Genomic DNA, 15,092 nt, shown 5'->3' on the forward strand with positions numbered 1-15,092 from the left:
CGATTTTGGAGAACAACTTATGGCGATTTTGAAATCTTCGCTCAACCCGCGCTCGGCCGAGTTCGAAGCCAACAGCGCGCGCTTACAACAGATGGTCGATGACCTCAACGACAAGGTTGCCGGCATTCGCGCCGGTGGCGGTGCCGCCGCCTGTGAGCGCCACACCGCGCGCGGCAAGCTGCTGCCCCGGGAGCGCATCAACCAGCTGCTCGACCCGGGCTCGCCGTTTTTGGAGCTGTCGCAACTGGCGGCGCTGGACGTCTACGACGATCACGTGCCCGCCGCCGGCATTATCACCGGCATCGGTCGCGTTAACGGCCAGGAGTGCATGGTGGTGGCCAACGACGCCACGGTCAAAGGCGGCAGCTACTTCCCGCTGACGGTGAAAAAGCACCTGCGCGCCCAGCGCATCGCCGAAGAAAACCACCTGCCCTGTGTCTACCTGGTGGACTCCGGCGGCGCCAACCTGCCGCGCCAGGACGAAGTATTCCCCGATCGCGAGCACTTCGGCCGCATCTTTTTCAACCAGGCCAATATGTCGGCCCGCAATATTCCCCAGATCGCGGTGGTGATGGGTTCCTGTACCGCCGGCGGCGCCTATGTGCCGGCCATGGCGGATGAGTCCATTATCGTGCGCAACCAGGGCACCATCTTTCTCGGCGGCCCACCGCTGGTGAAGGCGGCCACCGGTGAGGTGGTGACCGCGGAAGAACTGGGCGGTGCCGATGTGCACTGTCGCCAGTCCGGTGTGGCCGATCACTACGCCCTCAACGACCAGCACGCTTTGCAGCTGGCACGCCAGTCGGTGGCCAACCTCAACCGCCGCAAGCCCATGTCGGTCACCCTCGGCGACGGCGCACCGCCGCTGTACGACGCCCGCGAACTGTACGGTGTGATTCCCACCGATTCAAAGCAGCCCTACGACGTGCACGACATCATCGCCCGGGTGGTGGACGGCTCCGAATTCGATGAGTTCAAGGCCCTGTTTGGCACTACCCTGGTGTGCGGCTTCGCCCACATTCACGGCTACCCGGTGGGCATTGTCGCCAACAACGGCATCCTGTTTGGCGAGTCGGCCCAGAAGGGCGCGCACTTTATCGAGCTCTGCGCCCAGCGCAAGATTCCGCTGGTGTTCCTGCAGAACATCACCGGCTTTATGGTGGGCCGCAAATACGAAGCCGAGGGCATCGCCCGCCACGGCGCCAAGATGGTCACCGCGGTGGCCTGCGCCCAGGTGCCAAAACTGACCGTGGTTATCGGCGGCTCCTTTGGCGCCGGCAACTACGGCATGTGCGGCCGCGCCTACGACCCGCGCTTTATGTTTATGTGGCCCAACGCCCGCATTTCAGTGATGGGTGGCGAGCAGGCCGCCGGGGTGCTGGTGCAGGTGAAGAAAGACCAGCTGGAAAAACAGGGCGCGACGCTCTCCGCCGCCGACGAGGCCGCCATTCGCGACCCGATCATGACCAAGTACGAAGAGGAGGGGCACCCCTACTACGCCTCGGCCCGGCTCTGGGACGACGGCGTGATCGACCCCGCCGATACCCGCGACGTGCTCGGCCTGTCTCTCTCCGCCTGCCTGAACCGGGAAATCGACGATACCCGGTTCGGCGTGTTCCGCATGTAAAGGACCACTGCCATGACCACTCACAGTGTAACCACAGCCTTCGAGGCCAACGGCATTGCCCGGGTCACCCTCAACAACCCGGAGCGCCACAACGCCTTCGACGACCGCATCATCGCCGAGCTCAGCGCCGCCTTCACCGCGGTGTCGGGCCAGCCCGGCGTGCGGGTGATGGTATTAGGCTCCAACGGTAAAAGCTTTTCCGCCGGTGCCGACCTCGGCTGGATGCAGCGTATGGCTGACTACAGCCACGCCGAGAACAAGCGCGACGCCGGCTTGATGGCGGCCATGTTCCAGCAACTGCAGGCCCTGCCCATGCCCACCATTGCCCGGGTGCAGGGTGCGGCCTTCGGCGGCGCGGTGGGCCTGGTGAGCTGCTGCGATATGGCGGTGGCCAGTGATCGCGCCAGTTTCAGTCTGTCGGAAGTGCGCATCGGCCTGATCCCGGCCACCATTTCCCCCTACGTGATCCAGGCCATCGGCGCCCGGGCCGCCAGTCGCTACTTCACCACCGCCGAGCGCTTTTCCGCCGAGCGGGCGCGGGAACTGGGGCTCGTCAGTGAAGTGGTAACGGCGGAACAACTGGATGTGAAGGTCGACGAACTGGTCAAGGCGCTGCTGCACAACAGCCCCGCCGCCGTGCGCGCCGCCAAGCAACTGGTAACCGACATCGCCGGGCGCCCCGTGGATGAGCAGTTGATCGCCGACACCAGCGAGCGCATCGCCAGCATCCGCACCTCCGCGGAAGGCCAGGAAGGGCTGCGCGCGTTTTTGGAAAAGCGCCCGCCGGGCTGGTTGGGCGAAGGCGAATAACTATTTAGTGTCCGTCCAAAAATAATCCTTATTGTCATCCCCGCGCAGGCGGGGATCCAGTAAGTCCGGGACACCGGAATGACAGTAAATTAGCAGTTTCGTAATTGCCAAATGGACGCTACAGAGAACAACGAAAGCACAGCAACAACAGAACAGCACCGAATAACAACCGAAGAGCATCTGCCTTATGTTTAGCAAAATCCTGATAGCCAATCGCGGCGAAATCGCTTGCCGGGTCATTAAAACTGCACAGCGCATGGGCGTTCGCACCGTGGCCGTGTTTTCCGACGCCGACCGCGACGCCCTGCACGTGCAGATGGCGGACGAGGCCATCCACATCGGCCCGGCGCCGGCGCGGGAATCCTACCTGCGCACCGACAAAATCATGGCCGCCGCCCTCGCCAGCGGCGCCCAGGCCATTCACCCCGGTTACGGTTTTCTCTCAGAAAACGCCGGCTTTAGTCGCCTCTGTGAAGAGAACGGCATCGCCTTTATCGGCCCCCCCGCCTCCGCCATCGAGGCCATGGGTTCCAAGTCGGCGGCGAAGCAGATTATGGAAGAGGCCGGCGTGCCGCTGGTACCCGGCTACCACGGCGACGACCAGGATACCGAGCTGCTGCGCCAGGCGGCCCAGCGCATCGGCTACCCGGTGCTGTTGAAAGCGGCGGCCGGCGGCGGCGGCAAGGGCATGCGCCAGGTGTGGGAGCCCTCCGAGTTTGACGCCGCCCTGGCCGCGGCCAAGCGCGAGGCCATGTCCAGCTTTAACGACGACATCATGCTGGTGGAGAAGTACCTGACCCGGCCCCGCCACGTGGAGATCCAGGTGTTTTGCGACAGTCACGGCAACGGTGTCTACCTGTTCGAGCGAGATTGCTCGCTGCAGCGCCGGCACCAGAAGGTGGTGGAGGAAGCCCCCGCCCCCGGCCTGCCCGACGAAATTCGGGAAGCCATGGGCAAGGCCGCCCTGCGCGCCGCCCAGGCCATCGATTACGTCGGCGCCGGTACGGTGGAGTTCCTGTTCGACGAGGACGGCTCTTTCTACTTTATGGAGATGAACACCCGCCTGCAGGTGGAGCACCCGGTTACCGAAATGATCACCCGCCAGGACCTGGTGGAGTGGCAGCTGCGGGTCGCCTACGGTGAAACCCTGCCGCTGCAGCAGGCCGATTTGCGCATCCACGGCCACGCCCTGGAAGTGCGCATCTACGCCGAAGACCCGAACAACGATTTCCTCCCCGCCACCGGCACCCTGCGCTACCTGCAGCCGCCGGGGGAGAGCCAGCACGTGCGAGTGGACACCGGCGTGCAGCAGGGCGACGAGGTCAGCATCTACTACGACCCCATGATCGCCAAGCTGATCGTCTGGGACGAGAACCGCTACCGCGCCCTCAATCGCCTCGCCGATGCCCTCACCAACTACCACATCAGCGGTGTCACCACCAACCTGGAGCTGCTCTACAACATCGCCGCCAGCGACGCCTTCCGCAGCGCCGAGCTGGACACCGGCTTTATCGAGAAGAACCGGGAGGTGCTGTTCCCGGCCGCGTCTGCCGACAAGAGCCGGCACCTGCCCGCCATCGCCCTCTACCTGATGCTGCGCCAGCAGCAACAGGCCCGCGCCGCCAGCAACCCGGACGACCCGCTGTCGCCCTGGAACCGCGCCAACAGCTGGCGCCTGAACGAGCCCCACGGCCAGTCGCTGGAGATCAATATCGAGGGCGAGGCCTTTGAGGTACGCTGCGAAGAACAGCGCCAGGGGGATCATAGCTACAGCGTGCGCTTCGGCGAGCAGCAATCCCGTGCTACAGGAGAGTTGCAAGGCAATGTGCTCAATGCCACCATTGACGGTCACCGCCAGCGTTACACCGTAGTGCCCCACGACAGCAGCTTTACCCTGTTTACCGGCCGTGAAGCCCTGCATTTCGAGCCGGTGGTGGCCAACTTCGATACCGAAGACAGCGGCTCCGCCGGCAACCTCACCGCGCCCATGAACGGCACGCTGGTGGAATTGTCGGTGCAACCCGGCCAGACCGTGAAAAAGGGTGATACCCTGCTGATCATGGAAGCCATGAAAATGGAGTACCGTATCAAGGCCCCGGCCGACGGCGCAGTGAGCGAGTTTTTCTACGCCGCCGGTGACCTGATCGACGGCGGTGCCGAGCTGCTGGTGTTCAAGGCGGCGGAATAAATCAGTAATAAGTGAGCAAATCTATGACCAACCAAACGGAATCCATGCCGCGCCAGGTGCGCGTTGTGGAGGTGGGCCCGCGGGACGGCCTGCAAAATGAGAAGCAGGCCATCAGCACCGAGCTGAAACTGGAGCTGATCCAGCGGCTAGGCGACTCGGGCCTGCGCTATATCGAGGCCGGCAGCTTCGTCAACCCCAAGTGGGTGCCGCAGATGGCCGGCAGCGAAGAGGTGTTCCAACGGCTGCAGCGCCAGCCCGGGGTTACCTATGCCGCCCTGACCCCGAACCTGAAAGGCTTCGAGCGCGCACTCAGCGCCGGCGTCGAAGAGGTGGCGGTGTTCGCCGCGGCGTCGGAGGGCTTCAGCCAGAAAAACATCAACTGCAGCATCGCCGAGAGCATCCAGCGCTTTGAGCCGCTGATGCTGGCCGCCAAGGACGCCGGCATTGCCGTGCGCGGCTACGTCTCCTGCGTGGTGGGTTGCCCCTACGACGGCGAGATCGACCCGGCGGTGGTGCGCGATGTCAGCGCCGAGCTGCTGCAGATGGGTTGCTACGAAGTCTCCCTCGGCGACACCATCGGCGTCGGCACCCCGCGCTCTATCACCACCATGCTCGACGCCGTGGCCAGCAAAGTGCCGGTGGACAAGCTCGGCATTCACTGCCACGACACCTACGGCATGGCCATCGCCAACATCTACGCCGCCCTGCAAATGGGGGTCGCCTCGGTGGACAGCTCGGTGGCCGGCCTCGGCGGCTGCCCTTACGCCAAGGGCGCCTCGGGCAACGTCGCCACCGAAGACGTGGTCTACCTGCTCAACGGTCTCGGCATCGAGCACGGGGTGGATCTCGACCAGCTGGTGGCCACCGGCCAGTTTATCAGCGCTGCCCTGCAGCGAGCCAATGGCTCGCGGGTTGGGTTGGCGTGTGCGGCGGCTAAATAGCCGGGCGATGGCGCAGCCTTGTTCAGTTCACATCCATAATCCTGTATGAGTGTGAACTATTCAGGCGGCACAAGCTTATGCACCAGTTAACGCTTCTGAAATATATCAGCCCATCGACGTCAAGAGCCACACTGCTGCTTGAAGTCATCAATAGCGGCCAATGACACGGTGGCGGTGTCGGTGAGCTGAGCCATACTGTCGTTGAGCTCGCTTAGTTCACTCGCTCGGGCACAGGCTTCGATATGGGAGAGCAGTGCGTTCAGGCGCAGACAGCCTATTGAGCCTGCCGTGCTGCGGATAGAGTGAGCCGTATTCGCCACACTCCCCAATTCGCTGGCTCCGTGGGCTCTATGAATTTCTTTAATCCCCTGCTGAATTTCATCTTGAAAGAGCCCTGTTACTTTCAAAAACGCACTGGTACCAATGTCTTCGATTAGTTGTTCAGCGGCTGTTCTGTCCATAACTGGCAGTTCTTGCTGGGCGTCTTGCGCCGTATCGCCCGGTATTGCCTGAACTATAGACCGATCACCTTTATCAGCGGTGGCTTCCTGCCCGCAAAGCCAACGTTCAAGCTGCTCATCTAGCAGCTCTGGGTCAATCGGCTTCGTAATGACCGCGTTCATTCCGCTGTCGATGAATCGCTGACGATAGTCGTCACCCGCATGGGCTGTCATTGCTATGATCGGCAATTGAGCTGGACTGTGCCACTGCCGCAATATTGTCGTGGCGTTAACCCCATCCATAACCGGCATGGAGACATCCATGAAAATAATATCGTATGTATGAGAGGTCGCCATCTCAATAACTTGCTGGCCGTTATCCGCCACATCCACTTTGAGCCCACGCCGCTCAAGCAGTAATTTACTTAAGTATTGATTGGTTTTGTTGTCCTCGGCCAGTAAAACGCGCCCGCTAAAGCTTGGCGCAGCAACCTGGTCATTTATGCCGGGGAACTCCAGATCCTGGGGATCTACTTCGGTTACGGGTATGTGCAAAGAGAACTGTGCACCCTGGCCGGGCGAAGATTCGAAGCCTATAGTACCGCCCATGATCTCGACCAGCTTGCGAGAAATACTTAGCCCCAACCCTGTACCGCTTTCCTCGTCCCCCTGGTTGCCGCTATAAGTCAGGAAGGGCTCAAATATTTTATCGTGAAGGTTTTCAGGTATTCCCCTACCACTGTCATGGACACAAATTGTCAAAAGGTCATTCACCTGGGAGAGGTTGATCTCAATGCGGCCATTTTTCGTAAACTTAATCGAGTTGCTGAGCAGATTGATCAGAACCTGGCGGACTTTAGATTCATCGGCACTTACGTATTTGCTGACGCTGTCGTCTATGCTAACGACGAGGTCATTGCCCCTATCGCGAGCTCGCGCTTCAACTATGCGCAACGTGGCGTCTAGCATCTGGCGCAGATCAAAAGGTGCCACAGTGTTCTCAAAGCCTCCCGCCTGCAGCTTGGAATAGTCGAGCACATGGTCAACCACAAGCTTGAGATTTTCAGCAGACTCCCGGGAAATTTTAATCATCCTGGCAACCGGCTCCTCCAACAATCGAAAGTCGATTAATTCCAAAGCCGTAATCACCCCGCTCAAAGGGGTGCGCATTTCATGACTCATGATGGCAAAAAAATCGGCCTGGGCCTGACTCGCCGCTTCGGCCTTTTCCTTCGCTGTTTTCAGCTCCTCTGCGAGCTGTTGTAAATCCTTAAGGTTCTGGCTCTCGGTAGAAAGCAGTATTAATTGATCGAGCTGAGGATCCCAGGATTTGAAGTCGCTCATCATCAGAGTTGTGTTTGATTGGTTAGCATTCATCCAGGAAAGCCAGGGCGAACCCACAAACATCATTGTCGTCTGCTGTGGATCAGTCACAACAAACTGCCCGCGCACGGCAAAATTTCCCGCTTTGGTTACCAGTAGCACCATGCTGCCAAGCGATTTTTTAATACTGCCAAAAGTGTCAATTTTATTGGGACGAATTACGTCAAACAGTTCGGTGAAATCTGCCTGCCAGCCTGGGGTTGAGCAGAGCTGCGATTCAGCCAGGTACTTGGCTAATACCGCACTGGGGGCCCTGACTTTTAGATCGACATCAAGGCTGAAGTAAACCGACGCCAATTGATCAATTAGTGCTGTGACACAGTCAGCCGTTGTTTCATTCATAAATATTGTCTGTATTGGGAGTATTAATCAATTTATAGTGAAGTAAATAATACTGCTTTCGCCCTCTGGTACAGCCACTTTTTGTACTGGCTCAATATCAATAGTCGAACCGAAACGTTGTGCAAGCCCCTTTACCACACCAATAACAAACGGTGTTAGACCTTGCCGCTTGCTTTCATAGTGCAACGCAACTCTGTTGTCTTCGTGACTCACCTCAAAATGCGGCGGCGTATAGCCAATAAAAGTAGAGGTTATCCGGTCATGCAGATCATTGGTATGCTGCAAAAATTCCAGCAGGTTTGTTCCCGTGCTGTCCAACAGAACACCGTAGGCATTGGGAGCAACCACAGTCGACCAGTAAACACCAAAAGCTTCGAGACAGTCTTCTGCAGGCGTTTTGAGGACTTCAGACGTAGCACCTACCAGAGCGTATGTAACCTGGTCGTCATACCGCTGCATGCTGACAAAAGAATCCAGGTCAACGCCGGAAGTAGAGAGGATCTGCTGCCATAGCTCCTGCCCATGGTGATCGATGACCATAGATTTAAGTGACTTGTTGATTAAACCATACATAGTGTCTGCCTCCTCCTGTTGTGGGTTACCTTAGGTTCTCAGTCCGGTTTGATTCAATGATGCTTTACTTGCACGAATGCCAGCCTGGAAGTAACGCTTTCATACATTTGATGCCTATGAAATTTCACCGGACTCCCAGGACTTGAGTTTTCGGTATATAGTCGAAGCACTAACTCCCAAGTGGGCAGCCGCCAGGGGAATGTTACCCTCACAGGCACTGATTGCACTTTCTATAGCCTCGCGCTCAACAATATTCAAAGGCCGTATTTCATCTTTTGACATCACCGAAGCCGGATTTTCTGCGCTCGAGCTTGTTGTGCTTGCAGAGGCCTTTTTCTGCGGGCGGACGGAGTTTTCGCCAAACCCGACCGGCAGCATTGAGAGGTCGATGCTCTCTCCATCGTGAATAACAACCATATTTTCCACGACATTTTGCAGCTCTCTAATATTCCCAGGCCAATCATAATTGAGGAGAAGCTGTTCAACCTCAGGGGAAAACCCGGTAAATGCCTTGCCATTAGCGACAGATTTTTCATGAAGGATATGCCGAGCCAGAAGCACAATATCTCTACCTCGCTCCCTGAGCGGAGGCAGCTGTACTGGAATTACGTTTAGACGATAGTAGAGATCTTCTCGAAATCGTCCCTCGCCAACCTCCTCTGCAGGATGACGGTTAGTTGCGCAAATAATTCGTACATCACTCTGCAGGACCGTGCTGCTGCCAACCCGGGTGAAGGTTCCGGTTTGCAAGAATCGCAGCAATTTGGCCTGCAGGCTCAATTCCATTTCACATATTTCATCGAGAAAAAGAGTTCCTCCATTTGCCACCTCAACCGCCCCCTTTCGATCAGCGAGCGCACCGCTAAAAGCTCCTTTGATATGACCAAAGAATTCAGACTCGAAGAGCTCTGGGGGAATGGCCGCACAATTAATGGCGATAAATGGCCCCTCACTCCTGGCACCGGCCTCGTGCAACGCTATGGCACAAACTTCTTTGCCGGTACCACTTTCACCGGTCACGAACACACTGGCTTTACTGCAGGCAGCACTCTCAAGTAACCTGAAAACAGTCTGCATTGAAAGTGCGTCGCCAATAAAGTTCTTCTTTATTGCCGTAGTTTTTGTAGCCTCTGCGTTTTCAGGAACCACGACCATTGATTTCTGCTTCAGTGCGCTGGCGACTGAAGTCAGCATTCGCTCTGAAGAAAACGGCTTTTCAATAAAGTCAAATCCACCGTGACGCATTGCATCAACCGCAATTTCTATAGAGCTATTGGATGTTATAAGTACAACTGGAGCTGGCTCCCTTTGTCGATTCACGAACTGGAGTACATCCAGCCCACTGATGTCTGGCAAGCACACATCTTGAACAATAGCGTCCGGCATCCCGCTTTTGATGGCGACCAGCGCGGAGTGACCATCGGTAAAATGCTGTGTCCTGTAGCCGGCAGCCTCTAATTGGCTGCAGTAGAGTGCGCCGCTTGACAGACTATCTTCTACCACAAAAATCAACGGGCTTTTACTGGATTCTGACATGTATGTTTCCTGTAGTGCTCATGGAGACAGTAGGCTTTGATGGACAGACCGGGCACTTCCGCAATACCTGCGTACCTGGATGGAATCTAACAAGCTCATCTGGCACACCATTCAATTCAGGCAATATTGCCAGCCATCACCGATTTCGCATTTTCAAAACCTTTTGATAATGCATCGCAAGTTTTAGGCCGCCCCAATAACTTTTATTATTCTCTTTAAAATCAATTGGATACAGCACCATTGGCCTGCATACCAAACCACCACCGAGTAAATTCGCATTTTGCAAATCATTTTGCAAGCCGACTTGCAATGAATTTAGATCCATGTCAGTAAGCGCCCACCTTCTTACTTTGCCAGCCGACTACAATGCCTACTATTGCCAGCCGCAATTAACTTATTCTAGCTCAGGATAAACTCTTTGCAGGCTTTTCCAGGGTGGCGCGTAAACCCCTTTTGGCCTCCAGATTGGCCTCCCCAACTGTGTAAACCTTTGATCTGGCGGCTAATTATTCTGGTACAGGTAAATCTGGAAACAGTGGGACAAATGGCACCCTAATCTTCCGGGGAGCTGATTTCGCTCTACAACGACATGCTCCCCCATGCCTCCACTGACTAGAGCTCGTTATTTGTACGTTGATTTTGCGACCAAAGCTGCAAGTTACGCTCGAAGCTTTCCGGCTTGCCTAACAGATAGCCCTGGCCAATTTCACAGCCCAGCTGATTCAGGATTTGTAACTGCGTGTCATCCTCTATTCCCTCGGCCACAATATGAAGGCCCAGGCGTTGCGCCATTGCGATAATGGCACTGCACAGGGTGAAATCATCATTACTCTCGGAAATCCCATCCACAAAACTTCTGTCAATCTTTAAACCATCGACTTTAAACTTTCGCAGCAGGCTGAGGGATGCGAAGCCGGTTCCAAAATCATCCACCCAAATCTGCACCCCCTCTTGCTGAAAAACGTCAAACACTCGAGATACTGTTTGTGGGTTCTTGATAAGAGCCGTTTCAGTCAACTCCAGCTTTACCCGGTTTGGCGGAATATCAAGCCTGGAGATTAATGACATGACCCGTTCAAAGATATTACTCTCCACAATCTGCACTGGCGACACATTGAGCGACATGGAGATATTGTGAAAACCGTATTGATGAAATCTTTTTAGATCGAGCAACGAGGTTTGAAAGATCCAGTCGCCCAGGGGCACAATGCGTCCGGACTTCTCGGCATGGGGAATAAAATCTTCAGGAGAAATAAAGCCAAATTGCGGGGATTGACACCGCACCAATGCTTCGAAGCCCAACAGTCTACTCGTCTGCATTGAAAACAGCGGTTGATACACCATACTGAAATGCTGATGCTCGATGGCATCGTCAATGATGGCGGCAAGACCGTCCCATTTATTTTTTTCATCATCATTAACCATTGAAGGCGGCTGTACGGGTGTCGATATGTCGTGCATGATCAGGCTCCAAAATGGACGGTTGTTAGTACTTAATTAGCAACAAACAAGCCAATAAAACACGTCCTTTAAAATGAAGACTCACACCCATTATTACTGCCGAATTTCAACTTCAGTTAAAATTTTTAAATCATTTCCCTAAAATTTTGCAGGATGCAAACCAATTTGCATGTCATGACAACATACTGCCAGGGCGCTGTTAACTAGAGACTTTTTCCCAACGCTGAATCATGTCGAGCAAGTCTGCTTTTCGAACCGGCTTGGCGAGGTAATCATTCATGCCTGCTTGCAGAAATTTTTCTCTATCACCCGCCATTGCGTTGGCAGTGAAAGCAATAATGGGCGTACTGCTGTTGTTTGAATGAGGCGCCCTGATTTTACGAGCTGCTGCGACTCCGTCCAGATTAGGCATGGAGATATCCATTAAGATTACATCATAGTGCTTGATCATGGCAGCGGCTACCGCTTCGACGCCGTCGCTGGCAATATCAATCTCATAATTATGAGCATCTAGCATTGAAGTAATGACCAGTTGATTGGTTTTTACATCGTCAACCAATAGTACACAACATGGACGTTGGTCACTGTGGCGATATTCGCCAGCGCTCGCTATTCGGTTTTTTACTCCTTCGCCTGGCCGACTATCAACTACCAATGGCAAACAGACTTGAACAGTAGTACCCCTGCCTGGCTCGCTGTCCAGATAGATTTTTCCTTGCATTGCCGTGACCAGCTTCCTGCAAATAGACAGCCCCAGACCGATACCACCATGACAATTGTTAGCCTCAGGTTCATTTCGGGTAAAAGGATCGAATACTGTTTCAATATGTTCTTCGGGTATACCAATCCCAGTGTCAGAAATTCTGAAAATTACGTTCATTTGGCTATCGGATACAGATTCAAAACCAGTGTAGATTTCTACACTCCCTGTATCTGTAAATTTAATGGCATTATCGAGTGTGTTGAGTAAAATCTGCCGGATACGATCCTGATCACCCAGTAGATTGTCTGGCATCCCGGGCATTACTGTAACCTTAAGCAAAAGATCTTTTTCTCTTACTTTACTAGTCATCTGGCTGGCTATCGACCTGACCAGGTCCTCAATGTTTAAAGGACTTAAGGTAAGTGCTACGTTCTCAGCTTCTATCATGCTGATGTCGAGTATGTCATTCAAAAGCAGCAACAGATGACTAGCGGAGTCTTTGGCAGTTTTTATGTAATATTGTTGTCTGTCATTAAGCTTCTGGTCCTCCTGCAGTACTTCAAGCAAGCCGAGCACACTATTTAAAGGAGTTCGGACTTCATGGCTAACGTTGGCCAAAAACCGGGTCTTGGTCCGATTGGCCTGCTCGGCTGATTCTTTGGCATCACACAGGGCTTTTTCACTGGCTTTAAGGTCGCTAATGTCAGTGTGTAGGCAGACCGTACCACCGTCTCGCATAGCCCGTTGGACCACTCTCAGCCAGCGGCCATCCTCGAGTTTTATATCCTCGCTCGGCGCCGGCGTTCTGCCTGAACACGGGGGGTGAACGTGAGCTTCCGTCATCAACTCGCACTGGTCATAATTTTCACTTAGCAATTGGCGCGCCGCGCCAGATTGAATCGCCTTTTTGACAAATGGGTATAGCTTGACAAGATTATCGTTGTAAATTGACAACCTCTTATCGGCATCAAAGATCATAAAGCCCTCGGGCAGGGCTTCTATTGCATCCCGAAATCGGCGCTCACTGCGAATCCGGGCGGCAGTATTTTTATCGAGTGTCAGGCGCAGTTTCCTCGGCAATCGCAATAGGTAGTAAATCAGCGCAGAAATAAGAGCGGCCATTAACGCATAAAGCTCATAGCGCCAGAGGTACCCCGACCAGTTATTTTTCCAGCCTTCGAGCGAAACGAATGAGACCTGCCAGCCTATCGCCATAATAATGGAAAACACTATCGCCGCGCAGAGCAGCGATACATCGCGTCGCCCCATACAGCTCGGGTATCCCTTTGTCCATCGCCACAACCCACGGGTAATCGTGGATTTTCCCAAGGCCATTTCCGCACTGCGCTGGCGGATATGGGCCTCCACTATTTGGCCGGCATCGTGAAGGTCTACCTTATTCTGGTGGGTAAAAAGACGGGGGCAGGTATCGATAATGCACAGCGTGCCGATGCGGTAGCCATTTTCTGTATGCAGGGGATAGCCGGCATAGAAGCGAATCTTCGGATCCGAAATCACCAGTGGATTATCGGCAAAGCGTTCATCCTTGAGGGTATCTTCAACAACAAATACCTCCTCCTGGTGAATGGCGTGGCCACAAAAGGATAGCGAGCGGTCGGTTTCACAAACCTCGAGCCCCTGTTTGGATTTAAACCACTGGCGCTCGCTATCCACAAGACTAATTAATGCGATTGGAACACTGAAATGGGATTTTATATAGCGCGTTATTGCGTCGAAACGCTCCTCGCTATCGGTGTCTAGCAGCTTGAGAGAAAATAGCTCCGCCAGTCGCTCTTTTTCGTCAATAGTGGGTTTGGCACTGTGCATGAGGAGTCCTGCCGACAGAATAAAACAATGTTAACAAAGCTACTCCAAGCAATTGCCATTCCACCCCTATCTCATTGAAATATAGCCATTATTTCCGGATATCCGGCTCTGGTGCAAACTAATGACGAAAATGCCTTGCAAATTGCAAGGCATTTTGATGCGTGCAATATTTTCCAGGGTTACCTCTCAGCCTCTGGTGCAGTGGATATCCACTGCTCATCTCCACCGACTGCCGTGGGCAAATTTACCTGGAAGGGTGGCTGGAAATCCTCGAGGGCGTTTTTCTCCGGATCGTTGATGTCCGGAACAGACTCCGCGCGAACAAGACCGGCACCCTGGCACGCCAGGCCGCCATTCAGGGGGTCCACTTTAGCTTCAGTGCCGGTGGGGCAACACTGGCCTTCAGCGAGGCCAAGAAGCGCACCGGCATCATAATAGCCCGCCGGACAGGCGCATTTGTCGCGTCCGTTTTTTTCGACAATACCACAGGCATCCGGGCCAACCTGGGGGCAAGTGGTAGAGCCTGAATTTGCACTCGATGGGCAGAAACGTGGCGACTCGCCAACGGGAAGCGGCAGGACAAACGGCGATTCGCAGGGTTCACCGAAGACCACTTTCTGGGAGACATAACGAGAACCAGTGACCGCAGTCAGCGTATTGACAGGGCAGATTTCTGTGGTTTGTCGGTACAGGTAACCTTTAATTCTGTCCGGAGAAGCGCCGATGGCATAATTAGGCGCTCCTTGCAAAGCGTGAAAGTAGCTCACAGCGCCTGTATCCACGGAAGCAATATCTACCCCACGGTTATCGAAAACTTCGGAGCTGGTGGGCTTGATACAGGGATCACCCTGACAGTTTAATTGGGTATAGTAAATCGGCTCACGGCTGGTAAAGCGGTCATCGCGAACCCCGATCAGGGCGCGCAAGGCGCGCGAATCACCATTGCTATCCGCCGCCAGTGTCCGGTCAATATAAAACAAGAGCGGCGCTTCGTGCTCATCCAGGCCGACCATAGGCCCGAGCACCCGGTTATTACTGTCAGCGATGACTACGCTACGGTCCTGGTGCTTGAATTTGTACTTAATGAGCGCATCCCTGATCGCTATAATCCCTGCGAAGCTGCCGATAACCAGGATAGTAGTAATCAATATGAGTTCTATGGTCAGTACAAAACCCCGCTGTCGGTGCAAGCTGACCCCGGACTTTGGGTAGTATTTGAAATCTGGTTTCATAATCCGACCTTATAGTAATAAAACGTTCT

At 54.6% G+C, this 15,092-nt stretch carries 12 protein-coding genes; 5 read left to right on the forward strand and 7 right to left on the reverse strand.

The window, feature by feature from the left end; genetic code table 11:
- Positions 1 to 19: 19 nt before the first annotated feature.
- The 4 genes from G8764_RS07915 (at position 20) to G8764_RS07930 (ending at position 5,566) form a co-directional block, all read left to right on the forward strand.
- Positions 20 to 1,627 carry a carboxyl transferase domain-containing protein gene (locus G8764_RS07915; protein WP_166163884.1) on the forward strand — a complete coding sequence of 536 codons (1,608 nt, stop codon included), beginning with the start codon at positions 20 to 22 and terminating at the stop codon, positions 1,625 to 1,627.
- A 12-nt stretch (positions 1,628 to 1,639) separates the two neighbouring features.
- Positions 1,640 to 2,437, forward strand: a complete 798-nt coding sequence (locus tag G8764_RS07920; RefSeq protein WP_166163886.1) for an enoyl-CoA hydratase/isomerase family protein — start codon at positions 1,640 to 1,642, stop codon at positions 2,435 to 2,437.
- Between the two features lie 187 nt (positions 2,438 to 2,624).
- Positions 2,625 to 4,625 (forward strand): acetyl-CoA carboxylase biotin carboxylase subunit, encoded by a 2,001-nt coding sequence (locus tag G8764_RS07925; RefSeq protein ID WP_166163888.1) that lies wholly within the window; start codon positions 2,625 to 2,627, stop codon positions 4,623 to 4,625.
- Between the two features lie 23 nt (positions 4,626 to 4,648).
- Positions 4,649 to 5,566, forward strand: coding sequence for a hydroxymethylglutaryl-CoA lyase (locus tag G8764_RS07930; protein ID WP_166163890.1), 918 nt, complete (start codon positions 4,649 to 4,651; stop codon positions 5,564 to 5,566).
- A 119-nt stretch (positions 5,567 to 5,685) separates the two neighbouring features.
- On the opposite strand, the gene G8764_RS07935 is transcribed toward G8764_RS07930, so the two are convergent.
- The 7 genes from G8764_RS07935 to G8764_RS07965 form a co-directional block, all read right to left on the reverse strand.
- Positions 5,686 to 7,731: an ATP-binding protein gene (locus tag G8764_RS07935; RefSeq protein WP_166163892.1), complete on the reverse strand. Its 2,046-nt coding sequence runs from the start codon at positions 7,729 to 7,731 to the stop codon at positions 5,686 to 5,688.
- A 27-nt stretch (positions 7,732 to 7,758) separates the two neighbouring features.
- Positions 7,759 to 8,304 (reverse strand): heme NO-binding domain-containing protein, encoded by a 546-nt coding sequence (locus G8764_RS07940; RefSeq protein ID WP_166163894.1) that lies wholly within the window; start codon positions 8,302 to 8,304, stop codon positions 7,759 to 7,761.
- Positions 8,305 to 8,418: 114 nt separating this feature from the next.
- The gene (locus G8764_RS07945) at positions 8,419 to 9,840 is read right to left on the reverse strand and encodes a sigma-54-dependent transcriptional regulator (RefSeq protein WP_166163896.1); all 1,422 of its coding nucleotides are present in this window, start codon (positions 9,838 to 9,840) and stop codon (positions 8,419 to 8,421) included.
- Between the two features lie 136 nt (positions 9,841 to 9,976).
- Positions 9,977 to 10,165, reverse strand: coding sequence for a hypothetical protein (locus G8764_RS07950; RefSeq protein WP_166163898.1), 189 nt, complete (start codon positions 10,163 to 10,165; stop codon positions 9,977 to 9,979).
- A gap of 287 nt (positions 10,166 to 10,452) precedes the next feature.
- Complete coding sequence (locus G8764_RS07955; protein ID WP_207951754.1) at positions 10,453 to 11,301, reverse strand: putative bifunctional diguanylate cyclase/phosphodiesterase; 849 nt, start codon at positions 11,299 to 11,301, stop codon at positions 10,453 to 10,455.
- A gap of 199 nt (positions 11,302 to 11,500) precedes the next feature.
- Positions 11,501 to 13,831 carry an ATP-binding protein gene (locus G8764_RS07960; RefSeq protein ID WP_166163900.1) on the reverse strand — a complete coding sequence of 777 codons (2,331 nt, stop codon included), beginning with the start codon at positions 13,829 to 13,831 and terminating at the stop codon, positions 11,501 to 11,503.
- Between the two features lie 179 nt (positions 13,832 to 14,010).
- Positions 14,011 to 14,844, reverse strand: a complete 834-nt coding sequence (locus G8764_RS07965; protein WP_243748656.1) for a hypothetical protein — start codon at positions 14,842 to 14,844, stop codon at positions 14,011 to 14,013.
- Between G8764_RS07965 and G8764_RS22475 the strand changes: the two genes are divergently transcribed.
- The gene (locus G8764_RS22475) at positions 14,824 to 15,078 is read left to right on the forward strand and encodes a hypothetical protein (protein WP_243748657.1); all 255 of its coding nucleotides are present in this window, start codon (positions 14,824 to 14,826) and stop codon (positions 15,076 to 15,078) included. The two genes, G8764_RS07965 and G8764_RS22475, sit on opposite strands and share 21 nt — an antisense overlap.
- Positions 15,079 to 15,092: the final 14 nt, after the last annotated feature.

Origin of the sequence: Pseudomaricurvus alcaniphilus, from assembly GCF_011440395.1 — a bacterium.
GTDB classification, from domain to species: Bacteria; Pseudomonadota; Gammaproteobacteria; order Pseudomonadales; family Cellvibrionaceae; genus Pseudomaricurvus; species Pseudomaricurvus alcaniphilus.

Coding starts and splice junctions, on each gene's coding strand:
- G8764_RS07915 (WP_166163884.1), top strand. CDS start 20: ATGGCGATTTTGAAATCTTCGCTCAACCCGCGCTCGGCCGAGTTCGAA.
- G8764_RS07920 (WP_166163886.1), top strand. CDS start 1,640: ATGACCACTCACAGTGTAACCACAGCCTTCGAGGCCAACGGCATTGCC.
- G8764_RS07925 (WP_166163888.1), top strand. CDS start 2,625: ATGTTTAGCAAAATCCTGATAGCCAATCGCGGCGAAATCGCTTGCCGG.
- G8764_RS07930 (WP_166163890.1), top strand. CDS start 4,649: ATGACCAACCAAACGGAATCCATGCCGCGCCAGGTGCGCGTTGTGGAG.
- G8764_RS07935 (WP_166163892.1), bottom strand. CDS start 7,731: ATGAATGAAACAACGGCTGACTGTGTCACAGCACTAATTGATCAATTG.
- G8764_RS07940 (WP_166163894.1), bottom strand. CDS start 8,304: ATGTATGGTTTAATCAACAAGTCACTTAAATCTATGGTCATCGATCAC.
- G8764_RS07945 (WP_166163896.1), bottom strand. CDS start 9,840: ATGTCAGAATCCAGTAAAAGCCCGTTGATTTTTGTGGTAGAAGATAGT.
- G8764_RS07950 (WP_166163898.1), bottom strand. CDS start 10,165: ATGGATCTAAATTCATTGCAAGTCGGCTTGCAAAATGATTTGCAAAAT.
- G8764_RS07955 (WP_207951754.1), bottom strand. CDS start 11,301: ATGCACGACATATCGACACCCGTACAGCCGCCTTCAATGGTTAATGAT.
- G8764_RS07960 (WP_166163900.1), bottom strand. CDS start 13,831: ATGCACAGTGCCAAACCCACTATTGACGAAAAAGAGCGACTGGCGGAG.
- G8764_RS07965 (WP_243748656.1), bottom strand. CDS start 14,844: ATGGTCGGCCTGGATGAGCACGAAGCGCCGCTCTTGTTTTATATTGAC.